The 26,217-nt window shown below is 55.6% G+C and carries 21 protein-coding genes; 9 read left to right on the top strand and 12 right to left on the bottom strand.

The genetic code is table 11. The annotated features are described in order from the left end of the window. Positions 1-29 precede the first annotated feature (29 nt). Positions 30-1,247: an O-antigen ligase family protein gene (locus V1288_RS20015; RefSeq protein ID WP_334358672.1), complete on the top strand. Its 1,218-nt coding sequence runs from the start codon at positions 30-32 to the stop codon at positions 1,245-1,247. Between the two features lie 38 nt (positions 1,248-1,285). Here V1288_RS20015 and V1288_RS20010 read toward each other — a convergent pair whose 3' ends face one another. The 6 genes from V1288_RS20010 to V1288_RS19985 form a co-directional block, all read right to left on the bottom strand. Further along, positions 1,286-2,251, bottom strand: a complete 966-nt coding sequence (locus tag V1288_RS20010; RefSeq protein ID WP_334358671.1) for a glycosyltransferase family 2 protein — start codon at positions 2,249-2,251, stop codon at positions 1,286-1,288. Continuing rightward, on the bottom strand, positions 2,229-3,362 hold the full coding sequence (locus V1288_RS20005; RefSeq protein WP_334358670.1) for a glycoside hydrolase family 16 protein: 1,134 nt from the start codon (positions 3,360-3,362) through the stop codon (positions 2,229-2,231). The genes V1288_RS20010 and V1288_RS20005 overlap by 23 nt, the downstream gene beginning before the upstream one ends. A 41-nt stretch (positions 3,363-3,403) precedes the next feature. After that, entirely contained in the window at positions 3,404-5,641 is a 2,238-nt protein-coding gene (locus V1288_RS20000; protein ID WP_334358669.1) for a glycosyltransferase, read from the bottom strand. Between the two features lie 12 nt (positions 5,642-5,653). After that, complete coding sequence (locus V1288_RS19995) at positions 5,654-6,694, bottom strand: glycosyltransferase family 2 protein (protein WP_334358668.1); 1,041 nt, start codon at positions 6,692-6,694, stop codon at positions 5,654-5,656. A gap of 3 nt (positions 6,695-6,697) precedes the next feature. Then, entirely contained in the window at positions 6,698-7,855 is a 1,158-nt protein-coding gene (locus V1288_RS19990; RefSeq protein WP_334358667.1) for a glycosyl transferase family 1, read from the bottom strand. Positions 7,856-8,158: 303 nt separating this feature from the next. Next, complete coding sequence (locus tag V1288_RS19985) at positions 8,159-8,962, bottom strand: metallophosphoesterase family protein (protein WP_334358666.1); 804 nt, start codon at positions 8,960-8,962, stop codon at positions 8,159-8,161. 291 nt (positions 8,963-9,253) lie between these two features. Between V1288_RS19985 and V1288_RS19980 the strand changes: the two genes are divergently transcribed. The 6 genes from V1288_RS19980 (at position 9,254) to V1288_RS19955 (ending at position 15,656) form a co-directional block, all read left to right on the top strand. Next, entirely contained in the window at positions 9,254-9,859 is a 606-nt protein-coding gene (locus V1288_RS19980; protein ID WP_334358665.1) for a hypothetical protein, read from the top strand. Positions 9,860-9,888: 29 nt separating this feature from the next. Next, a complete protein-coding gene (locus V1288_RS19975) occupies positions 9,889-12,147 on the top strand; it encodes a polysaccharide biosynthesis tyrosine autokinase (protein WP_334358664.1) in 2,259 nt (752 codons plus the stop codon). A gap of 11 nt (positions 12,148-12,158) precedes the next feature. Beyond that, a complete protein-coding gene (locus V1288_RS19970) occupies positions 12,159-12,905 on the top strand; it encodes a hypothetical protein (RefSeq protein WP_334358663.1) in 747 nt (248 codons plus the stop codon). A gap of 776 nt (positions 12,906-13,681) precedes the next feature. Next, entirely contained in the window at positions 13,682-14,353 is a 672-nt protein-coding gene (locus V1288_RS19965) for a sugar transferase (protein WP_334358662.1), read from the top strand. A gap of 183 nt (positions 14,354-14,536) precedes the next feature. Beyond that, positions 14,537-14,743: a hypothetical protein gene (locus tag V1288_RS19960; RefSeq protein WP_334358661.1), complete on the top strand. Its 207-nt coding sequence runs from the start codon at positions 14,537-14,539 to the stop codon at positions 14,741-14,743. 280 nt (positions 14,744-15,023) lie between these two features. Beyond that, positions 15,024-15,656 (top strand): transglutaminase-like cysteine peptidase, encoded by a 633-nt coding sequence (locus V1288_RS19955; RefSeq protein WP_334358660.1) that lies wholly within the window; start codon positions 15,024-15,026, stop codon positions 15,654-15,656. Between the two features lie 38 nt (positions 15,657-15,694). Here the strand turns inward: V1288_RS19955 and V1288_RS19950 are convergent, their stop codons facing one another. Together V1288_RS19950 and V1288_RS19945 are read right to left on the bottom strand one after the other, a co-directional pair. Then, entirely contained in the window at positions 15,695-17,143 is a 1,449-nt protein-coding gene (locus tag V1288_RS19950) for an O-antigen ligase family protein (RefSeq protein WP_334358659.1), read from the bottom strand. Between the two features lie 28 nt (positions 17,144-17,171). Next, on the bottom strand, positions 17,172-18,404 hold the full coding sequence (locus tag V1288_RS19945; RefSeq protein WP_334358658.1) for a polysaccharide biosynthesis/export family protein: 1,233 nt from the start codon (positions 18,402-18,404) through the stop codon (positions 17,172-17,174). 536 nt (positions 18,405-18,940) lie between these two features. Here V1288_RS19945 and V1288_RS19940 point away from each other — a divergent pair. Continuing rightward, positions 18,941-19,273, top strand: coding sequence for a hypothetical protein (locus V1288_RS19940; protein WP_334358657.1), 333 nt, complete (start codon positions 18,941-18,943; stop codon positions 19,271-19,273). A 12-nt stretch (positions 19,274-19,285) separates the two neighbouring features. Here the strand turns inward: V1288_RS19940 and V1288_RS19935 are convergent, their stop codons facing one another. The 4 genes from V1288_RS19935 to V1288_RS19920 form a co-directional block, all read right to left on the bottom strand. After that, entirely contained in the window at positions 19,286-20,440 is a 1,155-nt protein-coding gene (locus V1288_RS19935; protein WP_334358656.1) for a hypothetical protein, read from the bottom strand. Between the two features lie 1,231 nt (positions 20,441-21,671). Further along, on the bottom strand, positions 21,672-22,019 hold the full coding sequence (locus V1288_RS19930; protein WP_334358655.1) for a hypothetical protein: 348 nt from the start codon (positions 22,017-22,019) through the stop codon (positions 21,672-21,674). A 438-nt stretch (positions 22,020-22,457) separates the two neighbouring features. Continuing rightward, on the bottom strand, positions 22,458-23,795 hold the full coding sequence (locus tag V1288_RS19925; protein ID WP_334358654.1) for a glycosyltransferase family 87 protein: 1,338 nt from the start codon (positions 23,793-23,795) through the stop codon (positions 22,458-22,460). Between the two features lie 93 nt (positions 23,796-23,888). Further along, positions 23,889-25,010, bottom strand: coding sequence for an acyltransferase family protein (locus V1288_RS19920; protein ID WP_334358653.1), 1,122 nt, complete (start codon positions 25,008-25,010; stop codon positions 23,889-23,891). Between the two features lie 526 nt (positions 25,011-25,536). Between V1288_RS19920 and V1288_RS19915 the strand changes: the two genes are divergently transcribed. After that, positions 25,537-26,103, top strand: a complete 567-nt coding sequence (locus V1288_RS19915) for a hypothetical protein (protein WP_334358652.1) — start codon at positions 25,537-25,539, stop codon at positions 26,101-26,103. Positions 26,104-26,217 lie beyond the last annotated feature (114 nt).

Genomic DNA, 26,217 nt, shown 5'->3' with positions numbered 1-26,217 from the left:
TATGACGAAATGACCAGGGTCAGCGGGCCATGATCTCTGCCACCATTGGCTCCAGTTCACACGAAGCTAGCTGGGTACACGGCGCAACATGGCTGTTATGGCTGTGCTGTGCGGTTTCACTCGCGTTCATTCAGTCCGTACCAACGATACCTGCGATTACTTTCTTGGGAGCTGCTTTAGCTTACTGCGCCCTCTTCCCGCGTCGCGCCTACTTAGCGGCTACCTGGAATTTTGTTCCGTGGGCAATTGTGGCGTACGGAATGCTTTCCGTTCTCTGGTCCATGGAGCCAATGCAATCAGCCCGCGCGGCACCGCAAATCGGGATTACGGTACTCGCAGCGATCATGTTCGCGCAGGGATTGCCTGCCCGAGCCTTCATAGCGGCGCTGATGTATGCTCAAATTTCTTCGATAGTCGCGAGCTTCTTCATACCCGGCATATTTGGCGCAAAGAATAGCCTCGGGCTTCAACTTGCCCTGACGTTGCTGTCCAGTGTGTGGGTCCTGCTCGACGGAAATCAGCCGAAATACGCAAGAGCAATCGCGCTCTCAGCCTTGCTCGGTGCTCCCTACATGCTGCTTTCCGCAGGTTCAGAAGGAGCCCTGCTGACTGGCACGATGGCGATCGTGGGATCCGTAGCGATCTTTCTGTTGCGCCGGCTGCATACCGAGGCGCGAATATTTCTGTTTTGGCTCGGCATTATTGTCTCTCTCATCGCGCTAGGTATTGCGTTCCTGTCAATTGACAATTTGTTCGACATGTTTCTGATGTCAATCGGCAAGGATACCAGCCTCACCGGGCGCACGGTTCTATGGTCGCGCGCCGCCAGCATCGTTGCAGATCACCCTTGGGGGGGTGTCGGACTTCAAGCGTTCTGGGTCGAGAGTAACGCGGAAGCGACACGCTTTTGGGAGATGTTCTACATCTATGGCCACGCCGGATTTCATTTTCATGATCTCTGGCTGGAAATCGGAGTCGAACTGGGACTTATCGGAATATTTATCGCTGCCGCAACAACGATCATTGTGGTCTTCAGCGTTTGGAGATGGGCACTTCGCGACCCGGGACCGGAAAGCTGCTTTTTTGTCGGATTCGTCACGCTTATCACGCTGAGAACCGTCGGTGAGGTCGAATTATTTACTCAATTCAACCTGACATCACTCATCTTTATGTCTGCTTATTGCTATGCCGATGGCGCACGAACCAACCCGCATGTTCAGGGGGATTCCTTCCCTCAAACACGTTGAGCGAACAACACCATCGAGGGAAGTTTCATTCAGTGCGACTAACTGCCGACCAGCCCCAGCGATTTCTTGCTTCGCAGAACGACTTGCTCCCAAAGTCGGCCTGCAAGATAGATAGACGTCGTCCTCCGAACAAAGAAGGGCGGCAGAAAGGCCGCTATGCTCCGGCATTTGACCGCATCGATGACGTTGAGCCACTGAATACGTGCGTCGATTGCTTCATAGTGCATTCGAAGCAACACCCTCTCCCGGTCTGTGAGACGCGGCAGCTGTCCTAAAGATCTGCTGCTATCACGCAGGCGCTCCAGATCCACTTTCGTGTGATGACCGCTGATTGAACCCGATCGAACAATGGAAGCATATGTCCGGGCGGGAACAATCCTGAAGATCGCGCCCGCGGCCAGCGCCCTGGTATAAAGCGCAAAGTCTTCGCCCAAGCGCAATTGTTCATCATAGCGCAATTGATGCGAATCCAGGAACGACCTTCGCATGATAGGCTTGAGAAAACCAAATTCCTTTCGCAACCGCGGCCCATTGCTTAGATTCTCGGTCACAAACGTCGCCAAGTCGATTGTCATCGTGGCACTGTGTCCGATCAAGAATTCAGCATTCCCCCCTTCCTCCTTGATTTGAACCTGATCGTCGGCGATGAAGTCGGCTCCTTCTGAAGCATCCAGCAGCGCTTTCATTCGGTTCGGCAAGAAATAGTCGTCGCCATCGAGGATTGCGACCCAGGGCGCCGTGGATAATTCGAGGCCGTGGTTACGCGCCACTGCAGGCCCGCCATTTCGCTCCACTCGGCGGAGGATCAGTCGGTCTCCAGCTTGATCCTTCAACGAACTTACAACTGAGGCCGTGTCATCCGTAGATCCGTCGTCGATCACGATAACATTGTTGACGTGGGCGTCGGATAACGCCGAACGTGCCGCCCTTTCGATCGTGCCTGCGTTGTTCCAGACAGCGATAAGCACATCCACACAGGCTTTACTTCGCATCTCTTCGTGCATATGCCCGAACCCAATCGATGGTGTACTTGGCTGGAAATTGCGTTGTCTTGTCCGGTGCGCCGGGCCACCCGCCTCCGACTGCGAGGTTGATCAGCATGTACATCGGCAGATGAAAGTCCGCTGGAGTAGGCCTACTCGCGATCTGCACATCATCGAAGAACCACATAAGCGTATCCTTCTCCCACACCACAGAATATGTATGGAAGTCTGCGGACGTATCGGGGACTTCGATCGCCTTTGAATCCGCCGTGTGCTTTCCGCCCACATTACTATGCCAGGAGACATACAGCTTCCTTGTATTATCTCCGAGAATCTCCAGAACGTCGAGTTCTGGCGGCCAGGCTCGGTTCACCGGTAACAACCAGAACGCAGGCCATAAACCTTTGCCCTTGGGCATTCTTGCTCTGATCTCGAACAACCCGTAGATCTGCGAAAACGATGCTTTGCTGGTCAGTAAGCCTGAAGAATACGAGCGCCCCCAGGTAAACTGACGCAAATCATCGTTCAGCGGCTCCGCCACGATTTCGAGCTTGCCATCAGCGATCCTGAACGGATCCAGCTTCAGGCTCGTCGCGCCTGTTCCGGAAAAGAGGTGATCCGTATAGACCTGCAGCTCGCCATTATTGACTAACGTTCTGCTGTGAACGCCTCCGTACCCAAAACTGGTTCGCCACACTCCCTTCGATTGACCGTCTTCAAGATCCAGACTGAGTGCATCGAATTCATCGGTAAATGTCAGCGAGTATTGCGACCGGTCGAGCTGTATCTGGATCGCGGAGACAACATCAGCGTTGGCACCGGCGATCCGAAGTTGCTGTCGACTGCCTAGATCCAGCAACGTGTCGCCTGCGTCCACTCTCAGTTCTGCTCGAAGTTGGTCCAGGCTCATTGATCCGAATCCGACGAGTCGAATTTTTTGGCCGGCACGCGCGTCGAAACCCTTGATGACCTTGCTGCCTTGCCCCTTGCGCACCTCAAAGACGAAATCCTTCTGCTGGCTGAAGAGCGTCTCCACCGCAGCGTCTTCAGCACGGGCGCCATAAGGACCTGGCATCTGCAGGGATGCTGTGGCCAAGGCCAAGAGCGTGAGCGCCCGGACTGCCTTTCGCATTAACTTGCTCCTCCATCAGGACGGAACCATGCCCGCTCGCTTCATACCTGGGAAGCGTGGAAAACCTCAATCCCCGCCCCGGCGGCGGCTACAATTCCGCCATACGCGCGGTCTGGCGCAAAATGCGCTGAGATGACTGAAAGTCCTTTGGCCCCCAGTTCCACACGCATTCCGTCGTCTGCCAGCAACTCGACGACCTTTGTGGCGAAGTCCGGTGCACTATCGCTGATCACTGCGCAGCCGTCCATGATATCTGAGACGCCTTGCAACGTCGTCGTAGTTGCGACGACGGCCTTCCCCTTTGACAGGGCTTCGATGAACTTGATCTTTAGTCCGGATCCAGCACGCAGCGGTGAAATGACAACCGAAGCCTCCGCATACAGATCGTCCAGATTTTCTACGACGTTCAGCAGCCTCGTCCCGGGAGGTACTCGCGCCAGCCCGCTGCAAACGCTGCCGGCAATGTGGAGCACCGCATTAGGCCGGCGCTGCCGGATTGTCGACCAGCAAAAGTCGATGAACCACTTTATCCCGTCGACATTTGGAGCAGCTGAACTGCCAACAAACAAGACAATATCAGCGTTCCCTGGCTGAGCTTTGTTCACCGGCAGCGCCGCGATCGGAGCAACCAGTATTTCGTGCCTTGGCAGTTTTTGCTGAAGCACCGCCGCCTCATCGCGCTGTATGGCCACGATGGTATCGGCTGCAGACAGCATTTGCACCTCCTCGGCCAGAGAAACGGATGCAACAGAGTCCGACGCATTCAGGCGGTCAAACTGGGACGAGCGGCTGGAAAACAGGTCATGCATGATCACCAGGCGCCGCGCGTCCGACCTCAGAGCGTAAGGATACGCGTCAGTCAGAAAGCAGTAGTCCGCGATCAGAACGTCGCCGACGGATGGCGCTACCTGCGCGATGAACAGCTGGTCTTTTCGAGCCAACGGCTGCGCGATCGCATACGGAGCCGGGCTAAAAATTAGGCGGGCAGTCAGCCCTCTGCGATACAAAAATCGGTCCACAACCCCCATCACGCTTTTTACTGCGATCCGAGGATCGCACGCGACAATGTAGCGGCCGATACGGACTGTGCCACGGAACCTTATGGACTTGAAGATCGCCATATCATCGGAAAGCCTTAGGAATGGCAATCGTCCCATGGTGATTGGCGACGGAACGACAAGGTGCACATCGGCTCCTTGCTCCATCAGATAAGCGGCAATATCCAACAAGTACCGAGAGCTTCCGTTGGTTCGTCCACTGATGCGCTGACGCGTGAGTATACAGATCTGACGACGCCGTTCGTTGGAATTGTTCTCGTGCGTTCGAACAAGTCTTTTGATGAACTGCCAGGCAGGCAGATACAGCAGGAACGCTGCTGCAGGGTCGGTCATTGCCTTCCGCACCGCAGTCACCATCTGACCCGACTTGATGTATTGGACCAGCTTGTCGAACGAGATGGCACGCCTGATGGAGCGCTCCCGAGCACGAAGTGCGCTTTGCAACAAAGGCTGCGGACATCGCTTCGGCCACCCCCTTTCAGCGTCCACAATCCGCTGCAGGGCGTCGGAGCTCAGACGATGAGATATCGACCCGCTGTGCCTGCGATAGAAATAACCGATTTGCGGAAGCGTACGAAACTTTGCGCCGGCTATTAGCAGCCGGAAAACGAAGTCATAGTCCTCCGCGATGGTCAATCGCTCGTCATAGCGGACCTTGTGTTGCGAAATTGTAGAGCTTCGGATGACCGGTTTGAGATAACCCAGCGCCGGCCCTCTGCCGTATGGATTGTTGGTGAGCACGTATTCTTCGGGTGATACCCATTGCGGACTTTTGGCCCACCGATTTGAGAATAACGTCTGTGGAGATATCTGCCTGCTTGCGTCGAACAGCAGCAGATCGTCGGCTACGATATCAGCCTGGCTCTTTATGGCCTCCTCGATTATCGATTGGAGCCGCCCTGGGTGCATAAGGTCGTCACTGTCGAGTACGCTGATCCATTCACCTCTGGCAATACCGAGTGCTCGATTGCGCGCCGCTGCCGGTCCGCCGTTTACATCCGACCCAATGAGACGAATGCGATCATCTTCAGCGATCAAGCTTTCGACGATTCTAACGCTCGAGTCCGTCGATGCGTCATCTGAAACGATGATCTCGATGTTGCGAAGAGTTTGGCGACATGCAGAGCGAATCGCGTCGGCAATAAACTTCTCGCCGTTATGATTTGCGATAATCACACTAGCTTCGACTACCGCCTGTCCGCCGTTTTGCACCTCGGCCATGCCGCTTCCAGCTCAGCCCATGTCCACATGCGCGCGGCACCGTGCCGCAGGCTTGCCGAGAACTTTTCGGGTCACAAGGTGAGAAATAAAGCCAACCGAAAACCCTAGATGCATGGCCATCGCGGCAACCCCTGAGCCGCATGCACAACCATTCCTGCTGCGGACGCCCAGAAAGACCCCATAGAACAAACTGGCCGCAGCCCAAAGTGCGGCTGGTATCGAAAGCGGGGGTGCGACGGCCCCCAAAGCCGAAAGCGCAACGGCAGGACCAATCATAACGGGGATCGTCTGTCGCAACTTCGGCTTCATTCGATGCTTCAGAATGGTCATGGCTCGTCCCCTGCCAAAATTTCGATATTGGCGGAAGAGCGAAGTAAGGCTCGTCCTCGGGTAATAGGTGATGTCGGCGCCTGGACACAAATAGATGCGATATCCGGCCGCGATCAGCCGGAAGTCGAGTTCGGCGTCCTCGTTGTGCGAGAAAGTTTCGTCGTATCCTCCGACAGAGCGAAAGGCATTTATGTTCATTAAGGCGTGATGGCCATGATCCACAAATCGTCCCTCTGCCAACCTGCGATGGGCCGCCCCTCCGTTGCCCAGCTTGGAATTCTGTGCCGCAGCCGCTGCTTTCTGGAAACATGTCACGCCCCCTGCGGTCATGCTTACAACGACCGACTCGGCGCCTGTCTTTTCCTGCGCAGCAAGCAATGTTCCACAAAAGCCGGCAGGATAATCGGCATGCGCATCGACCCGGATTATGAAGGGAGCCAGATCACCATATTGCTGAACGGCCCTGTTGATCCCGCTGCTCTGTATCCGTCGAGTGTTGTTGAGAAGAACAATTCGGCCATCGCGGCGAGAACACTCCTCAACTATTTTTATCGTTCGATCGGTACTCCCACCATCCGCAACGACGATCTTTCGAACCGTACGCGGACACTCCGCCGCGAAATGATCTATGACTCTTTGAATGTAGCCTTCCTCGTTCAGACAAGGAATGACGACGACGGCAGACGATGGCAAGCTCGCAAGCTCAGCTGAAGCGATCGGCATGTATCACTGCCTCTGTCGGCTGGAGGTGTTGAGTGCCGCGAGATCCCCGATCAACTGGCGACAACTGTCCACGGTGTCGGCCAGCTCTGGCGTCGGGATCCTCTTCAGCGCGTCGGACAACTCTTGATAATGTCCATCGGTCATGGCCATCACAATGGTGATGAGCGCTGCTTCGGGCTCGCCGTTCAAGGCGAGTCCAATATGCTTTTCCGCCAGCCAGCGAGCTGTTTCGACGCCTTCGACCGCAATTGGGACAGCACCAAAAAACGCGCTCTCGTAGATCCGATTGGGCAGCAACCACGAGGAGTTCAGGCCTTTCTCGAAATAGTCCACGGCCCAGCAAAAATCCACGCTGTCATAAAGAGCAGGCAACTCATCAAAACGATACGATCCGGTGAACGTGACGTGAGGCGACCGGGCTACGAGCCCCTCGAAGTCAGGAAACTCTTTTACGGACGGACGACCAGCGATCACAACCTGCAAGTCGCCGCCGCAGCTGCGGGCCACAGAGCTCAAGATATCAAAGCTTCGCCGGCATCTTATCATTCCGAACCAGCCGATTTTCCAGGGCGGGCCGTTGCGACACCTCGGACGATCGGGACGGACGCTCCCATAGTCCGGAAGCAGAACCTTGTTCTCGATAATTTTGATCGGCGCAGTCAAGTTGCGAGGCTTGAAATATTCAGAAATGAAACGAGGTGAACTCGTCATGATCAAATCGGCGCCCCCGACGAGCCTGCTTTCCGTCTTGCGCAAAAGTCGACCCAGATATGTGTCACGCAGAAGCAGACGATGAATGTCAAGACACTCGAACACCAGTGCCGCATCCGCGGCGTGTCGTCTCCGCGCCGCGCTAGCCAGAAACAGCATTTCAAGATTTCTTGCCAGCACCAGTTGGCAACCGCCTAGAATCTCTTTTAGGCGCTCCAGCCGCAGGACCGCCACCGCTACCGAACCGATCCGCTCCAGGAGATGTCCATCCTTGGTCAGACCAAGACTTATGGCTTCGCATCCTTCAATGTGTTTCGGTGGCGCGGTTACCCGGGTGAATCCGGCAACCTTGATCTGACCGGAGCCGGCCTTCAGCATCCTGACGCGTCGGTGAACGGCAGGATCCGAAAGATCGTGAACGAGGTAGGCGATCTTCAGAATCTGCTCCATTTGAAATGCGCTGCGGATCGCCGTACGTGCCGGGCGAGGCCGCCCAAAATAGAATAAATGCCGCAACTGTTCGACCCTTATAATTTCTTAACACTAATAGATGTGCCACGCATAAGACTTGCGGTCGGAATAAGCCGCGCACAGTTCTCCGCGAATTCAGCGAAGACGAAACTCGGCTATTCGCCAACGAAACTTTCTGAACAGAAGGCCCCGGATCCGGTCACGAAGCTGATCGCGATCGCACGCCCGGCAATCCCACATGGCGGCCGTACCCAAATCAATGGATCTGAGCGTCCGATGAGCTCAAGGCTGCGGCGTATTCATGTACGACAGGGACGAGCCCTCTATCACCAGACACGTCAATCTGCCTGTTGCATAGGCGCCAGTATCGATATTGATGCGGTTCCGTCTCACCTCGATTTCGTGGCAAGGCGTGTGACCATGTATGATTGTCTTGCCGAAATCCTCGTTTGAATCGAGAAATTCCTCGCGAATCCAGAGCAGGTCTTTTTCCGCTTGGCGCGCCAGCGGCGTGCGCGGCTTTACTCCGGCATGGGCGAAAAAAAAGTCGCCGCATGCGAATGACGACTGCAAGCCTCGGAAAAACTTAATGTGTGTCTTTGGCAATGCTCGATGAAAGGCTGCTTGCAATTCGGCAATCTTGATTTTGCTGCCCAAGTCGACCCCATATGAAGCCAGCGTTTCTGCCCCCCCAAGACGCAGCCATCGATCAAATAAGCCAGGATCGCTCAAACATCTCAGCGCGAGTTGCTCATGGTTTCCTTTCAGGAATACATGTTCGCTCATTTCGCGGCGCGCGATCAATCGATCGATCGTCTCGCGCGAGCGATTTCCGCGATCGATGTAGTCGCCAAGAAACACGAAAAGTGCCCGGTCCGCTGGACGCCCGGCCAGGTCCGCATCGACCTCGCTCAAAAGTTCATCGAGGAGGTCGAGCCGCCCATGAACGTCACCGATCGCGTAGATCCGTATCCCTGCTGGCAACGAAGGACGGCGCCCCTGCACCACGAGTTGCTCGGCACCCGCTAAGGAGGCTCGCATACTTAACGTACTCTCGTAACGACAAAAGGGGAAATTGCTGCGCACATATACTACCTTAGCCACGTTCTGCATTGGGACCTGTGCCAGCCGATCACATTTCAGGTGACGATAACAACCAAGCCGGCAGATATTTAATGGTGGACTGGAAATCGCAACATTTTCAATCTATTAACCTTATTGCCATGGCCCGGATAGGCACTTAACCGTCAACCATACCAACCCTGTTCGGTTGATACCGTCATAAGCATACGATACCGTAAGGGGTGGATTTTTCTCGAATTTTAAAGGCCGTTCAGGTCGGAGTGTAAAATGCGTTATGGTTGTGTAACAAGGCTCTTGTTCGCACAGATTGTTTTGGCATCTTGGGCGGGTATGGCGTGGGCCGCGCCCTGCGTTGCTCCACCGGCTTCCCCTGATTCGATTGCAGAATTTAAATTAAATCCGGACGCCCTTGTCGCACCCAACGCCGATACCCGCTCGATCGAGGCCCGCGTGCGCGAACTTGCAGGAACGTCTGCGAGCCTTGCGCCCGACTTGGTAAATCTAGCCCAGGGGGCGACGCCCCGACATCGCACGGCGATTGCTGCTGGTCTCGCTCAAGCGGCCGTGGCTTGCAGTAACGTTGACCAGCAGGCTGCGCTTCAAATTCAGCAAGCCGTGGCGAGCTTTGAGAATGGGCAATTCCAGGCTTCTTTTGCTGCTGTGGCAGGCGACCTATCGACTTCGGCAACCGCCGCGGCTGCCTATTCGGCTTCAGGCAATGCGGGCAGCGTTGTTATCGTAAATCCGAACAGATCCACCAGGTTGACATCGAATCCGGGAGGCGGTGGCGGCAGGTCGGCAGTGGTCCAGATCACGTCGGGCACTATCGTCATCAACGCGGCGGGTACCCCCGACGCCGGCACCACAACTGCGGCCGATCCGGTCAGCCCGACACGCTAGATGTCGCGGATCGAGTTCGAGGACTATCGATGAACGTGTCAGGGCAATTTCCGCGTTATGCCGCCTCGATCACCGCGCCGCATGCCGGGGGGCTTTCGCTTCTGCAGATTCGCGATTTTGTCACCAGGCAATGGCGGCTCGTCGCGCTGGTCACGGCTTTAGCCATCATCGTGGGAATCGCCTATCTGGCGCTCACTCCGCGCAAGTATACGGCTCAGGCCGATATGATCATAGACACCAAGCGGGTGAGCTTCTCGCAGTCGGAACTTGCGACGGAGAACCGCATAGTCGAGGACGCATCGGTCGAAAGTGAAATCGAAACCACCAAGTCCGAAAAGGTCGCGAGCGTTGTCGCCAAGCGGCTGCAACTTGCCACAGATCCTGAATTTGTGGGCTCCGGCGAAAGCCTCAAGCAGCGCATCTTTTCGTTGATTTGGTCAACCGCTCCAGCACCAGAACCCTCGAGCGAGGAAATCCTCCGCGGTGTGATTGGCCAGCTCAGGGGTAACCTGAGGGTTAGCCGTCTTGGGCGCAGTTACATCGAGCAGATTTCCTACACTTCTCTTGATCCGAACAAGGCCGCGAGAATCGCCAACGCTTTCGCCGATGCCTACATCGAGGATCAGCTGGAGGCGAAGTTCGAAGCCACCCGGCGCGCCAGCATTTGGCTTGAGCAGCGGATCGGTGAGCTGCGCAAACAGGCTAGCGACGCGTTCAAGGAAGTGCAGGACTTCAAATCGCAGCACGGCATTATCATTGGCGTCGACGGCAAGTTGGCCAGTGACGTGGAGTTGGATCAGCTTGGGGTAGCATTGGCGAAGGCGCGAGCGGAAACAAGCCAGGCGAAGGCAAAATTGGATCGTATCCAACACGTGCTCACATTGCGACCGGATCCGAGCCAGGAAAGCCTCCACATACCTGACCCCATCGTCACCGACGCACTGAGTAATCCGGTAATTACCAAGCTTCGACAGCAATTCCTTGATGACCAGAACAAGGAATCGGAATGGCGCGCCCGTTACGGGGTAGACCACCAGGCTGCCCGGAACCTTAGAGCAGAAATGGCCGCCTTGCAGCGTGCGATCTGGGACGAAATTTCCCGCATCGCCGAAAGCTACAAAAGCGAGGTCCAGATTGCGAGGGCTCAAGAAGACTCCATCGAACGGCGCATGAATGAAGTCTTCCAACAGTCCGGTTCACTGCGGCAGTCGCAGGTGCGGTTGCGGGAACTCGAAACGGCGTCAAACACCTACCGCAACATCTATGAGACCTTCCTGTCGCGATTTACCCAATCAGTCCAGCAGCAATCGTTCCCTTCTACCGAAGCGCGTGTAGTTACTTATGCCTCGGCGCCTGCAGGGCCTAGTGCGCCCAAGAAGAGCTTGACCCTTGCACTGGCCACGCTCTGCGGTCTGAGCCTTGGGACGGCAATGGCAGTAGCTCGTGAACGGATGAGTCGCCAGGTTCATACTCGTGCACAGCTGGAAGAGCTGCTTGGAACCAGTTGCCTGGCCGTTTTTCCGGCACTTGCCAAGAAACGGTCGCCTGCCGGAAAGGCCGCATCTGCGGTGAGCTCTGCAGCATTCCAACAGATCACGAGCGTTGCCCCCTTCTCTGCGACCGCCGAAGCATTGCGCTACTTGAAGGTTGCTATCGACTTGCATCCCAAGGGGGGCAAGGTCGTTGGAATGATCTCGGCTCTTCCTGGTGAAGGAAAGACTACTGTTGCCGCGAGCCTCGCCGATTTTCTGGCAAAGAGCGGCAATCGCACGCTGTTGATCGACGCAGACTTGCGAAACCCGTCTTTGAGCAAAATGCTCGGTTATGCGGATGCGCCGGGTCTTCTCGATGTGGTCGCAAATCAAACGTCTTTTGACGATCTTGTCATCACTGACTCGAAACACAAGTTCGACTTCCTGCCATCCGCAACGCGCATCAAGCCATCCAACAGCTCGGATATCCTGAGTTCGCCTGCGATGAAGCAGCTGCTGAAGTCGGTAAAAAGCAACTATGACTATGTACTGATCGATCTGCCGCCTATTCTGCCGGTCGTGGACGTTAAGGCCACCGCGCACCTTTTCGAAGCATTCCTGTTGATTGTCGAATGGGGAGCAACTTCCACAGACGAAGTGATCAAGGCCGTGGGCACTTCCTCGATCGTGTCGGAGCGTTTGTTAGGCGCGGTTCTAAACAAGGCAGACGAAGCCGTTATGCGACGTTTCGAGGGTTATTCGGATCGAAGCTACGGTTACTACAGCGATGAGAAGCCACACAGCGAAACGGTCTGATCTGGTCTGCCATGCCGGGCTCGAGACCTTGCGTCGCAACACTCTCGAAGCCCGAGCCTCTTATCGGCAGGCTGGCCCGCACCAGTCTGATCCTTGTCGTTGTCTGCGCGGGCCTGGCTTGGGGAGCACTGAATGCGAAGCGCGGCGCGGCCTCCGACGTCTTTCTGGATATCGAGACTCACCTCCTGAAGTTCGAAACGTTCAGCCCGGCGACCGCGGCCGCCACGCTGGACGGTGCCGCGGCGCAGAAGCTGAGCGCCTGTGACGCTCATGCCCAGCGCGCGCTCCTGCTGCTGGAAATTCCGCTTGCGTACGCCGCTCTGCAATCGGGTGCCGTTCAGGAATTTGACCGGCGTAGCCGCTCGCTCGAAGCACGCGCTCGGCAGACGCTGGGCTGCAGCCCACGCGATTCATTTGTTTGGCTGGTGCTGTTTGGTCTACATACAGGTCGTGGGCAGGTCGACGAGAGCTCATTCGATCTGCTGAGGATGTCCTATGAGACCTCGCCGTACGAAGCATGGATTGCCGTCCGCCGCGTGACTGTCGCGGTACCGGTCATCCTGTCCGCACCCGAAACGCTTCGAGAGCGAATTCTGGCGGAGTTTCAATATCTGATACAAAAGCGTTTTATTGAAATGCCGGTGCGCGCCTATCTCAACTCGCCGCCAGCTGTGCGTTCCTTGCTACAGGCCAGCATCGATCAACTTGGTGCCAAGGACAAGGAAGCCTTCGCAGCCGCGTTGAAGAGACTCTCTTAACTGTCCCTGTCTTGCCTCGTCAATCCAGCGCGTCTATTGCTAGCCCAGCTAGGCGACTTGACCTGTCATGGCAGTGGAAGATGAATGCTCCTGTCGCAGCTCTGCTTCTCGTTTGCTTCCTCGCAGCTTCTGCCCGTTGCCTGGGGCAAGAGTCGGCGGATTCTGCTGGCGCGAACCTGTCGCGAGAAGAGTGGCGCCAACGGGTAAACGAAGCGCGTCGTCGGAGCGATGACTTCATCGCAAATGCGCGCAGCCGGAAGGGGGACCCTTTCTCGGCGAGCGATCGGAAAAAGGAGGCGATAGAGCGTGCCACGCGCGACCCCACCTTGCGACAAGGGGATATCGTGGCTACCGATAGGGGCTTCGAAATGTTTGTAGGTAACTCAGAGAGCCGTCAGCCGGGCGATTTTGTCCCGGTACCAAGCTCGAAATAGAACGCCGCGTATCGGAATATGACGCACCTGGCTCACAGGTCGAGCCCGGCGTACTCGTTTAAACTTCAATATATTAAATAGATTAGTCGGATTTTCTGGCTCCATACCTTGCGCGTATACGGCCGCCAGCAGCGGTAACCTTAACGGCGCGCGAATCTTTCCAAAATAATACAAAAGCCGTCTCGCCGCGCGAAATTCAGCTTAACGAGCGGTTTTCAATACACTGCGCTTGCCTTGATCGCAGCTCCTCCATAAAGTGGGTTAAAGAACAATAAAGAACCGACCGGAATATAAAAGAAAAAGTGGTAGATATTTTAAATGTATGTTTTTCGGAGTGCCGAAATGGACGGCTTGGCTGACCTCAATAGCGAACTAAAAATTGCTCAAAGTGATCTGTCAGCGCCTATCGGAGCCCTGCCTAAGCGGATAATCGACATCGCGTTGGCCCTGTCGGGAATCATCCTCCTCGCGCCCTTGCTGGTGATATGTTACCTCCTGACGATTACGACGTCGCCGGGGCCCGCACTGTTTCGTCATCGCAGGGTCGGCTTTAACAACAAGCATTTCGATTGCTTGAAATTCCGCACGATGTTGGTCGATGCGCCAGAGCGCCTCCATCATCTGCTTGAGTCCGATCCCACAGCGGCGAGAGAGTGGGCAGAGACCCGGAAATTGCGGCGAGACCCCCGCGTAACCGCAATTGGTGCTATTCTTCGCAAGTCTAGCCTGGACGAACTGCCGCAGTTGTTCAATGTCCTCAAGGGCGACATGAGCATCGTAGGACCGCGGCCGATAACCGACGAAGAACTGGGGCTGTATACGGCCTCCGTGGGCGCTTATCTTGCGTGCCGGCCCGGAATCACGGGCTTGTGGCAGGTCAGCGGCCGAAGCACGACGACGTATGACAAGCGTGTGGCATGCGATGCGTTTTACGCGCAGAATTGGTCGATTGCTCTCGACGTCAAGATCTTGATCGTGACGTTCCCCTCGTTGTTGTCCGAGACGGCATTCTAGCCTGCGCACGATGCCTCGGGGCCGGGTCCAGCAGGCCGAAATATGAACGGCGACTGAATTAACCTCGTCAAGCAAGTGCTGAATTGTTTGTAAAGCGACAGATGTCCTTTACGTTAATTTGGGCTTGAGATTGCTTGGCTAATTGATGGCAGCTAGTCATAGGCTTACCGACCAGGTGAGCCAATGAACGGTCATCAACAAGCAGAGCCGCACAAGCAAGCGAAGGCGCGCTACTCGCTCACTGACACAAGACGCGGGCTGGCTATTGCGCTCCTTGCAGCATTTATTGTGTCCGTAATGACCGCATGGTTCGGCTTCCTTGGATGGGGATTGATCGAACTCCTGCTGTCGCTGGTCGGCTTCGTCAGACATCTTTGGTCGATAATTTAGGCCACTTCGCAGCGGCTTTGGCGGCAACGACAATCTCTTGCGCATCGCTGCATCGCTCGGCTCCGTTCGCGACCAAACCGCTCTGATCCCCGATCTATTGGAAAGCATACCCATTGGCTGCAGGCGTGAGATCACCCTCTGTGGACCCATGGTCTATTCACGCAAGAACATAAATACCTGTTAACTTTGAGTGAGAATGAAGACTTAACCTCGTGATGACACACTTCACCGGTCGATGGGGCGTCGTGCAGCCCCATCATTCCCTTGGGGTGGCTGTGTTATGGCGCGAAGCGCTTCTGCAATTTCGCTTTCCTCGATGGTCCTCCTCATTTTGCTTGCTCCGGCGCAAGGTCGTTCGTTGAACGAAACTAGCGTCGTAATGCCAATTACCGAAGCATCACCGACGCTTTCTCCGTTTCAGCACGTTCGTTTCTGTTTGCGTTATCCAGCCGACTGCAAGTCCGACCCGACAGAGACCGCGACGGTTGAACTCACTGCAGAGACACTCGAAACGATGCATCGCGTCAATCGCGACGTTAACGCATCGATTATGCCCGTAGCCAGGAGCAACGCGATTGCCGATGGCGGGTGGACAATTTCTCCTGCCTCTGGGGACTGCAATGATTACGCAGTTACCAAGCGTCACGAACTCGTGCAGAACGGGTTTCCTGCAAAAGCGGTGCGGCTAGCCGTTGTGAAGACTCCATCAGGCATCGGCCACCTCGTTCTGGTAGTCTCCACGAATAAGGGCAATCTGGTGCTCGACAATCTCTCTGAGACAATTCTGCCTTGGCAGCTCACCAAATATCATTGGGTGAAAATACAGTCGAGCAGCGACGCCCGATATTGGTTTGAGATCAAGCCGCCTGGATTGGTGCTGTCGCAGATCGATCGAAAGATCGGGATCGGCTGATAGATAACGGTTTGGCGCGTTAGCTTGCTTACGCGTGCTCAGCCCGCCTCCCCTGCCTTCTCGGCGGACGTTGACCCGTTGTCGCGCGTTACTCCAGATGGCTTCCTCCTGCGGCTGGATCGATCGGCCGTGGCGCCTGCCAAACCACAGCCAATGAGAATGCCAAAGGGAATAGAGTAGCCCGGTATCTGGAGGGAAAAGTCGATCAATGAATGAAGGTAAGTCATCACGGCGACGCCAACGATCGCGGCAAGGGATACCCGATAGCGCTGATCCGCCTTAAGCGCGCGCCGCACCAAAAGGAAAATCGAAGCGAGCGCGGCCAGCGTAACCATTCCGGCAACCGGGAGACCCATCTCGAAGGCTATCTCCAAAATCGTGGAATGTGCGTAATCCCAAACTCCCCAGTTGCTGAGATCCGTCGTCCGCAGGGACGGAAACAGGATTTCGAAGCTTCCTGCCCCCGCGCCAAGCAAGGGTCGGCGCCCAATTGCTTCTGCCGCAAGACTGTAAACATGCCATCTTCCGTCATCGATGACACCTTCGCTTGCAATCCGACCCATTTGCGTGAGCCAGGCGGCAAGAGCAATCAGCGCGCATATGCTCAAAGCAATCGCATAGCCAGTTCGGCGCTTGAATCTGTCGATCTCCAGAACGCCTAGAGCAACGAGCAAACCAACTGACGATGAGATCAAGCCTCCGCGCGAGTTGGTCAGCAGCAAAGCAAAGAAACAGGTAAGCGCGGCCGACGCCCGGAGTATGAGGCTAATCGCGACCCGCTCATTGAGCGAGTTGAGCAGCAATACCCGAAGCGAAGACTTCTCGATCGATTGCACGGCAAAATATGTCCAGCACGACCAAAGAATCGCCCCGCAGCCAAAGAAGGCTGCAGCGGTATTCTTATTGACAAAGGTCGCCGTGAGGCTGCCGCGATACGCGACTTTGGGGACCCACAATAGCAGGTTCGGCGTGACAGCCAGCGCCACCAATCCGTAGACTGCGTAAATCAGTATGGCAGTTCTGGCCATGAAAATGATGCGGCTGACGCCGCGCTTGGAGGTACCGGCAAAGAAGCCACTCAAGAAAGCTGTTACGATTAGCAGAAAGTGCCCGATTGCCAGGGGCGGGATTTCAGCGGTGCTGGAGATTCGGGGCTCGACACGTGTGCCAAGGACGTCATTTGCCCGCTGCCAGATTGAATCGTCCAGACTTGTAAGCAACTGCGGAGCGACCTGGATCACCGCAACGATTGCGTAGATCAAGCATACACTCAAAAAGGCCCAAACGACCCGGACCTGAACAATGTTGAGGGGGACGGACACACCGAGAATCGTCGTGATCGACAGGACGACGATCCAAACGGCAATCCAAAATTGGTCGACTGACCCAAAAAACAACGGCGCCAAAACCAGCACGAAGGCGGTTGCCCACAGCTGGATCGATCTGAGTTTCTCAGTCGCCCCCGCAAATCGCAGGATGCGCGTCATCGCGCCGCTTGCGCGGTAGGGTCGGCACCTACCACCTGGTCTTGACGGCAGTGTTCACGGTGGTGACCGTAGCGGCAGTGTTACCGACCGTTGACGCGGTATTGTTGATCAGCGTCAGAAGCTTGTAGTAGTCGACCACCTTGGCGTTGGCCACAAACATAACGTCTTTGGTCTGCATCTGGAAGCCAGCGGCCAGCAGGTAGCCTGAGGGATCGCGCAGATTGACATGATAGATGGTTGGTATCCGGTCGTATACAAACCTGGTCGTGTCGACGCCCATCTTCTGCAGAAGCTCTCTGCTCTGATAACGATAGACAAACACCTCGGCCGGATCGGACTGGTTATCGTTTAGTCCGCCTGCCTTTCCGATGGCCTGCGCCAGTGTCAATGTCTCTGTGTCGAATGGGATTTCGGAGTTGAAGCCGAAGACATTCTGATTCAGCGCCCCAAGCGCCGTAAATGATGGCGATTCACGGGTGATGAAAATGACGTCATTCGGTCGGATGAAAATATTCTCTCGCGGATCGTGCACAACGCGAGACAGCAGCACCTTCACTTTTCTGCCATCGCGTTGCAGCGTCACGTAGCTTTCGATCGCTTCGTATTTTGGACCACCGGCCCGCGCAATGAGCGCAAGCAACCGCTCGCCGACGCTGTTGAGAGCAAGCACACCTGGCGTGTTTACATCGCCTAGGACGCTGACCACGCTGGAGTGTTGCTGGTTCAGGCTGACAACGACTTGAGGCTCGATGGCGCGATTACGCAGCCTGGCCACAATAGCCTGCTGGATGTCTGGCAATGTACGACCAGCGGAAGGAATCTCGCCGGCATAGGGAACATATATGTTGCCCTTTTGATCGATAGCCTGCGCTGGCAGATCCACAAAGTTGCCGGGGCGAGCACCTGCAGCGGTTGCCGGCGTGAAGAGGCCACCGGGGGCCGCTTCGAAGATTGATACGTTCAAGACGTCGCCAACACCGGCGACTTGCTCCGGCTTAGGCCGCTTGTCGTGAAACTGGCCCTGGAAGGTGATCAGGTTTGGCTGGGACAGAAAGCCGATCGTATCCGCGCTGACATCGACCAGCGCATAAGGCAACGCATTGTTTGACTTCAAACCCGCAGTTGCGGCCGCTTGAATGGCCTCGCTTTTGGGCCCGGTGGCCGGCAACGCAGCGCAGGCTGACAAGAATGCTCCGGCCACCACAACGGCAAAGCCAGATCGTAGTCCGCCGAACGAAGCACGTTTGGATAGCGGCGTCATAACGGACCGCCCACGAACTGTGAACCGGACCAGCGCTTCGACAAATTCCGCGGGAGTCATTATGCTCAAGTCCGGCCTTTTGTTGCGCAAGTTTCGAGCCACCTTTGGTGACTTTCCCGACATCAATCGGCCAGAAACAGTAGTTGCAACCCCATCCACATCGGAACCCTATAGGGCGGCACTCCCGCGTCAAAGAGGTCAACGACCTACTAACAGGCGTTTTGCGGCCTCCGTTGCAATTGCGCCACAGTGGGTCGAGGGACAAAATTCAGCCCAATGACCTTACTTTGTTTTAAGACAAACCAGCGTTCGCCCCTGAGCAAACGCACATTCCCCGAGGGTGTGGCCGGCAAGTTACGCTTCGCAAACATGCCGGGTCAGAACTCCGTTGCCGGCTGAGTCAGGGATCGAGCAGGCCGGAGAACCCCACTGAAGCAAGATGGCCACTAAGTTTGCAAACGTGGCATGATCTGCTTGCTACCTGCTGATTCGTTGTGTTGTTGGGTCTTCGTTGAAGCGCAAAGGCGAGCAGAGAGTTGCGCGGAATTATTGCATTGGAGTTTCTTCCGCGTGGCGACCCGGGAATAGCGAACTATCGAGCAGAGGGCACCGGCATGATTGGATATACCGCCGTCGGTCTCAGCGTGGTCGGATTTGTGGTCGGGCTCACGCTCCGCCTGAGGACGCTTCTGTTATTCGTGGGATTGGTCTTGATCGCGTCAATCGTCTATTCGATTGATGCGGGCCTTGGCTTTTTCAGCACGTTCCTGAACATAATAACTGCAGAGGCCATCCTGCAGGGCAGCTACTTTGTGGGATTGGTGGTGCGTAATTTTTTTTCAGGAAATGGATTGCGGTACACGCTCTGACGCGGTGAGAGATCAGGGCTTTTGGCACTCTGAGTAGAACGAGCCGTTCATCGCATCCGTCCGCTCAAGACATTGAGCGGCGTCCGTTATTTTCCCGGCCACCATGAAATCATAAGGCTGCTCTTTCAACACGAGAACGTAGCGCCCCGGAGAAAGTTCGAAATCAGGCTTCTCAGACTGTACGAGCAGCATTTCAGGATTGTCAGAAATGGGGCGCACCCTCAACTCGTATGAGATGTTACGAATATTCCATGAGTCTGACACCGATGTGAAGTTCGGCTTGCCTTTCGAATCGAATTTCAAGGCGCGGACGACGCGGGCGACGACCCGGACGTCGATACGTTCGGGTGCATTGCCGACAAGGTCACGCCTGAACAGAATAAATCTGACCTTTCCGTCGGCGACGTTGGTGCGACTCGGTTCGTTGATGGGCGTCGACATCGCAATCCGCTTATCCGGTGCTCGCTCCAACACTATCGAAAGCTCACTTAACGTGTCGCCATTGAGTGCGTAGACACCGTAGTTGGTTGGCTTCGGAAAACCGGGTTCCTTGGGTGCTGCGGAGGCAGGAGCTTCGCTCGCTGTGGGCGGCGCAACATCTCGCACCTCGCCGGGCTTCCAGGAAAGTCCGATCTGACTAGACAGCCGAGAGAGTCGCTCGTGGTAATAGCCCAGGCCAAGCATGGCGCCCGTGAGCACGAGAGCGAAGGCGGACAAAATCAGCGGCAACCGAGAGGCGCTACGAACCTCCACAACCTGAATCTCGGAGGTTGGATACGCCTCGTTCGGAACGAGAATATCTCGCGATTTGGAATCGATCGGTTCGACGCGAGTCACGGCTGTAGAAGCGTGACGCAGCTGCCCTATTTTGGACTCTGCGGAGGGTGGGGAAAGCCGTTCGATGTCGTCGCGGCGCTGCGAGAAGTTCTCGACACCCTGTATGGCCGTTTCAAGTGAACTCAGAAGGCGCTCCCGTTCGGCTCCCTCGAGCCGCGCAGTATCGGTCTTCATGCGAGCGCGAGCGAGACCGTAAATCGCCATCCGCATCTGGGCGGGATCTTGACTTACCGCATTGATCATTCGCTGCAGCGTCAGGGCGTATTCGATCTCCTGCGCATACGGCGCAGTCGTTTGGTCCTGTTCGATTTTCGGGAGCTCGCCCGTCATAACCGCATCAATCCGCCCTTGACGCAAAACGATCAACAAATGCAATCACTTGAGCAACAGAGCCATTCTTGAAATTGCTCGCCGCTTGTTGACTGATTCAGGCAAGACGCGGGAGGCCAGGCCCTTTGTCGGGGAGCTTTTCCAATCGGTCGCCTCAACCGCTTGGCGAGAACTTCAGTTACAGTCTATTGTGTTCGCCATTAGAATAGTCATCGTTTTTGGAGAAGGACAAGGGTATGCCGCACGCTACGAAGATCGCGCTTGCCGGAATCGTCATAATGCTTGCGGGCGCATTTACCCCCGCCTCGGCCCATAGTCGGCTATACCCGCTCACACGTTGCGGTCCGGATCTCGCTTATCTATGCCCTTTGCGTGGTCATTTTGCCGATACTCCGTTTCATTATAACCTAGCTATCTACCCCGGCTGTATCAAAACAGTCGTTGTCGACACTCCACGCGGCCCGAAACGTCGCAAAACCATCGTCTGTGGAGCGCCCGACAGAGAGATGATCTGGTGGTGGTGAGACGTCATCGCAGCGGCTCATCGACCAACGACGATGCTATCGGCTCTGCGCTCTAATTCTGCCGACGTTTGCGGTCGCAGGTTGCGTCGGCATGCTTCTAACCGGACCATTGTTTTGTGGTCCTTGATTGACACCGCGAGGCGAATAGTTGCTACCGTCGCGGACCAGATTGCCGTACATGTCTCGCTGATTGGAAACGCCCGTTTGGCCTAGCGCCGAGCCAGCGCCGACCAGCAGGAACACAATAGTGACAGTTGTTTTCATAATAGCCTCAGGGTCAGGTTCAGAAGAATAGCAGGATCGCGAGGCCGACGCGACCAGTTCCTGTCGAACTTTCAGTCCGAGTGACGCGCCTCTCTGCCTTGCGGCTAGTGCCAGATATGGAGTTCTGAATGGAGTGGGTTCTCTTCGTTTCGTTGCAATGGGTGGTGTTCGGAAGTCCAACTCCGCCCAACACGCTGCTCATCGAGCCGTTTGCATCAGAGGAGCTTTGCAAAAGGGCAGCTGATGCCATCAGAACCGAAATCGACGTTCCGTTTCCCGGACAGCAACGCGTAGCCACGATGGGACGCGTGACATGCCTGCTACGGAAGGAAAAGTAGCCGCGGTCGGGGTCGCGAAAGTTATCCTGGCCCACTACGCCAGAATGCCTTCAAGAGCCGCTGGACGCGCTATCAGCGCAACCTTCGGCCAGGTAGACGTTCCGCCTACGAAGTCCAATCCTTTATGCTTTTACGCATGCCTTGAACAATATGCACCGCAAACCTGTTTTCAATCTCGGCTTCGGACCGTTCGTCTTCGCGCCGGCTCGGGCGGGGCTGCGCGATCCGCTCATTGCTTGACGTCTGCTCCTCTGCGTCTGAAATACCGCCGCCTACTTCGGACTGATGATCGTCAAAAGACGATTCAGCGGGACCGATCTTTCCTGTGGCCAGAAGACGTTCCAATGTCGCAAAGTTCTCGAGCGGACGGCTGTCTTGAGCCTCAAATGCATTGAGCAGTTCAAGCAACTCTCCGAGTTCTGGACTAACTGAAACTTCTGACCGCGATGCCATCAACGACCTCGGCGCTTGCAAAGTCCGAAAAACTCAAACGGTTCTCCGAAGCGAACACTGGAATTAAATCAACAAAAATCGTAGCGCACACGCTTGACGTGATCAAGGAACCGGAAGGTCGCCCGCGCGGCTTAGGGTTAATCGGCAAAAACCAACGCGTAGGCGGCAAGTGCCAGAGAAGCCAAGTAAAAATCAGTTGTTGGCTAGAACGGGCATGCGGCCGAGCTACTACATTATAAAGGTATTATTATACTACCTTCGGATGTCATCTCGCGCGCCACAAACAGAGCCTCGCGATCCTTGGGCGGCAGCCTTCCCGGGCGGGTGCCCAACTGCCAGCAAGACCGTATCCACGGCGTTCCCAAGCCACTTTAGCGGCATTTGGGCAACAGGGGTGTGCTAGCCGAGGACCCAATCACACCTGAGGCCCGTTTGCCCCTACCCTGCCCGCTGACGAAATTCACGCGGTGCGACGCCGCGCCCAGAGCCTTGCTGGGTTTGCCGGCTCGCGGACCTATAAAGGAAAGCACTCGAAACGATGGCACAAACCATGGCAACCGTTCCGTTTTGAATTCCCGCCAAATGCGAAATGCCGTGTAGCTGTGACCAGCGGTATGTGTCTGTCAGACGGATGCTGATCGGGAGAGCCAACGAATAAAGTGCCACGCACCAGATGGCGGTCACAACAAGCCATCCAGTTCGATCCTGCCCGTCCGACGCGATGAAGTACGCTCCCAAAGCCCCGGGAAGAAGTAGATAGATATAATCGCCGTAGTACGTCGGACCACACGACATGATCGCGGCTATAACGACGCCCGCTGCCAGCAGTTCATGTATCGGCTTGAGGCAATTTTCACGCGACAGGACCATCATTGATCGAGCAGTGAGAACAAGCGCGACAGATGCCGCGGCAATAACCGGGATCATGAGGAACGGCACTGCGCTTTGGCAATTGGCGAGAGGAACTCCGTAATCGGTCGCGTTACAAATTCGCGAAAAAAACGCATAGAATGACTGATTGTCGAACCGCGCAATCTCCGGGACTGATGTGTACCATGCAGCGCTCGCGCGCCATTTCAGGAATGCATTTATCGCATCGGCACCGAATGCAGCGAAACTAAGGGCGAAGATCGATCCGCTCGCGATTAAGGTATAGACCGCTTCCTTGTATCTGCGTGTAATTAGTTGGTGGACGACCACGATCCCCAGGAAGGGTTTGATATTGATCATGATCGACCACGCGACAGCGGTAGCGAATGGCCGCTGCAATGTGGAAAAGCGCAGGCCAAGAACGAGAAGAAGCAGGATAGTAAAGTCAGCCTGCCCATGAAACACCTCGCTCCGCGTGAGATGACTTAGCGAGATCACGCCGCAAATCAGCGCGACAGCACCCCAGGACAGCTTCTCTCCGAAGCCTCGCATCATGATGATGAGGGCTGCGATGAGTTGAATAAACGTGAGTGATGACCACACCGCCCACAGTTTTCCGTCAGAGAAGAACGGAAACAACAGTGAAAGAAACTCCGCAAACAACGGTGGATAAGCGAACGGATGCGCATGCACATCACCGTATGGATTCAATCCAGCCGCGATATTCCTGACTGCCGAAAGGTACACAGAGATGTCGGTCCCTGCCGGCCAGGTCGGGTCCAGATAGATTTTTCTACCCATCAGGACAATTCCGACCGAAATCAGCGCAAGGCCAATCGCCAGCCACCATCCATCCCTCAAACCCGACAGCGACGCCGTGCGCGCGCCTGTGCTTTTTGCTACCAATCGAAACTCCCACACATTTCCCTGTAGGCGCAAAGGGCGAGCGCTGACACCAGGATTATCAAAGCCTGACCTTCGATGCTGGCTCGAGACACCTCAGCAGCCCTGGCTCGATCGATTGGCAGGCAAGCCATTCAAGATCACTCGAAATCGTTGCTTGACCTTCCCGCGCTGGGCTTCGGTGCAAACTGAAAGCAAATAGCTACCAAAATATATCGCCGGCAGCGCAATGACGCAGAATGCCAGCGAGCGCTGATCTGACAGCACAATTGCACCCAGAAGATACAACAACGGCATGTGCAGCAAGTAAAGCGAATAAGACATGCCAGCCATTTCGTCTGCCCATCGCGACACAATGGCCGGGAAATTCTGCTTGATGCTGCACACACCCCAAATATGCACCGCGAACGCGCCTGCTACAAACCAGTTCCTGATGAAGCCTTCGGGAAACAGGCCTCTTAGAGTCGCGTCGCCTTCGAACAACAAGTAGTCATTCAGATGATTGGAAGCATCCTTCAGGCCAAACCGGAATCCGGCAAACAGGACGATCGGTGCCAGGATGGCCCATGCCCATCCATTGGTGGAGGCGCCGCGATACTTGTAAGCCACAGCGCCCGCGATCCAGCAGGGAAACCGAAGCAGGATCTTGGGACCGGCAATCAGAAAAATGACGGCCAGCAGCACCCACCGGCGCCACCCGCTGGCATAGGTGAAGCTCGCAAAGATGAAGTAATAGAACACTTCGAAAGGAAGCGACCAATACGGGCCATCCACGAAGGGTAAGACGTGCAGCCACCAGGATTGGCTAAGGAAAAACAGATTGAGAAAAAACGTAGCGGCAGGGTGTTGGAGCGCAAACCCATATTCATCGGTGGTGGAAATTGAAGGTGCGACAGCTGAAAGAACGCTTGTAAATAACAGGATGGGAAGCGCGACGATGTAAATTCGTATCACGCGATCGAGAGCAAATTCCCCGAGGCTCTTTTGTTCGGCCAGCATGGTCACGAAGAAGCCGCTGAGGACGAAGAACACGATGACGAAAGACTGCCCCTGAGAAGGGAAAAAGCCGGTCAACCACGCGGGGCCAAAATCCTTGTCACGAAAATGAAAGAGGACGACGCCAGTTGCGGTCAGGAACCGCAGAATGTTCAGATAGGTTGAGGTCGTTTCAGAAATCCTGCGCAATGTATTCTTCCCCGGCATGATCACTGCCGACATGCAGCTGACAATATCGACAATATCTAGCGGAGCTTCCAATCAGCCAGTTCTAGCGGGCCGACACCTGTGTGCAATAGGAGGATCCGAACGCGGTTAAAATGGAGCCGTTAGCCCGCGGAATTACGCCCGAGGATGCGTCGTCGAGGAGCACGAACTCAAGGGCAGCCGTTTACCAAGCCGACCATCATACCATCAGAAAAGCCATCCTCTGACCTGACATCTGATTAAGGACTGTCCGTTCACAGCCACCACGCAGTCACGCTGACATTGCAAGCAGCTCCCTCCGGGCGCGCGATGCAAAGCACCGCGTAGAAAACAGATTGCAGGGGGAAGCTACGAGCCGATAGCCGACGCCAATCGCCCGCTCCGTTCCGAACAAGTAGCCGAAATGGTTAACGTCCCGCCTTTGGCTGCCGCGCCTCGGTTCCACGTCCGCCACGGCAATTTTCGTTCAGAAGAGGCAAACCGATCTAGGATATGGCAAAAACTGCTTGCGCGCGCGATCGGGTTGCGGAAGCATCTGTCATTGGCAATAGTGTTTTCACCTGCGGTGGATGCAATGCTAGTCTGGATTTTGATTTCAGCGTGTTGGGCCGGGTTGCTTTTGCTCATTTTACATGACGCAACCAGGGATGCCGATGGTGGCAGTGCTGTTTCCGTTGCATCACGAAACGCGCTGTTTACTGCCGCAAAAGGATGGAGAAGGCTGCGCAAACTTAGGCGTTACGCGACCTCGCCCAAGGCTGGCCCGTCCGAAGCTCCCGCTCAAACGAGTCTAGCAACTATCCAGTCGCAGGCGACAGAGCCTTCCAAAAAAACGTGGTGGCGCAGGGACCGACGAGCGCAGATTACCCCTGCAGAACTTGAATTGACGATCGCCGAGGCGATTAGAAAAAGTGCGCCGGGATGCAAGAACTTTGTCGGAGTAATCGTTCATCACAAGAAGCCGAGGCAATATCGCGATCCGAATTGGGGCATTCGCGGAGTAAAGTTCGGAAAGGCCGACAGACGGATCGTCGACGAGACTCTCGCCCGTATCGTTGAACAGCTGCAGAAGGAGTTTCTCCTGGTAGATCCTCAATTGCGGAATTAAGCAGTTTTCTGATAAAGTAACTCGGCACGCGTTCTCACCAAGGACTGTCGGCGCCGCCATCACGTCGTCCTGACCGCTGTCAGGTTCGACTTTTCGAGAAGTGCAGCTCTGTAT

It is taken from the genome of Bradyrhizobium sp. AZCC 2176, assembly GCF_036924645.1.
Taxonomy (GTDB): domain Bacteria; phylum Pseudomonadota; class Alphaproteobacteria; order Rhizobiales; family Xanthobacteraceae; genus Bradyrhizobium.
This window is presented reverse-complemented; position numbering and strand designations above follow the sequence as displayed.

Bases quoted from the DNA above. Each gene is read 5' to 3' on its own strand.
- V1288_RS20015 (WP_334358672.1), top strand. From the start codon at position 30: ATGATCTCTGCCACCATTGGCTCCAGTTCACACGAAGCTAGCTGGGTA.
- V1288_RS20010 (WP_334358671.1), bottom strand. From the start codon at position 2,251: ATGCACGAAGAGATGCGAAGTAAAGCCTGTGTGGATGTGCTTATCGCT.
- V1288_RS20005 (WP_334358670.1), bottom strand. From the start codon at position 3,362: ATGCGAAAGGCAGTCCGGGCGCTCACGCTCTTGGCCTTGGCCACAGCA.
- V1288_RS20000 (WP_334358669.1), bottom strand. From the start codon at position 5,641: ATGGCCGAGGTGCAAAACGGCGGACAGGCGGTAGTCGAAGCTAGTGTG.
- V1288_RS19995 (WP_334358668.1), bottom strand. From the start codon at position 6,694: ATGCCGATCGCTTCAGCTGAGCTTGCGAGCTTGCCATCGTCTGCCGTC.
- V1288_RS19990 (WP_334358667.1), bottom strand. From the start codon at position 7,855: ATGGAGCAGATTCTGAAGATCGCCTACCTCGTTCACGATCTTTCGGAT.
- V1288_RS19975 (WP_334358664.1), top strand. From the start codon at position 9,889: ATGAACGTGTCAGGGCAATTTCCGCGTTATGCCGCCTCGATCACCGCG.
- V1288_RS19970 (WP_334358663.1), top strand. From the start codon at position 12,159: ATGCCGGGCTCGAGACCTTGCGTCGCAACACTCTCGAAGCCCGAGCCT.
- V1288_RS19965 (WP_334358662.1), top strand. From the start codon at position 13,682: ATGGACGGCTTGGCTGACCTCAATAGCGAACTAAAAATTGCTCAAAGT.
- V1288_RS19960 (WP_334358661.1), top strand. From the start codon at position 14,537: ATGAACGGTCATCAACAAGCAGAGCCGCACAAGCAAGCGAAGGCGCGC.
- V1288_RS19955 (WP_334358660.1), top strand. From the start codon at position 15,024: ATGGCGCGAAGCGCTTCTGCAATTTCGCTTTCCTCGATGGTCCTCCTC.
- V1288_RS19950 (WP_334358659.1), bottom strand. From the start codon at position 17,143: ATGACGCGCATCCTGCGATTTGCGGGGGCGACTGAGAAACTCAGATCG.
- V1288_RS19945 (WP_334358658.1), bottom strand. From the start codon at position 18,404: ATGACGCCGCTATCCAAACGTGCTTCGTTCGGCGGACTACGATCTGGC.
- V1288_RS19935 (WP_334358656.1), bottom strand. From the start codon at position 20,440: ATGACGGGCGAGCTCCCGAAAATCGAACAGGACCAAACGACTGCGCCG.
- V1288_RS19930 (WP_334358655.1), bottom strand. From the start codon at position 22,019: ATGGCATCGCGGTCAGAAGTTTCAGTTAGTCCAGAACTCGGAGAGTTG.
- V1288_RS19920 (WP_334358653.1), bottom strand. From the start codon at position 25,010: ATGTCGGCAGTGATCATGCCGGGGAAGAATACATTGCGCAGGATTTCT.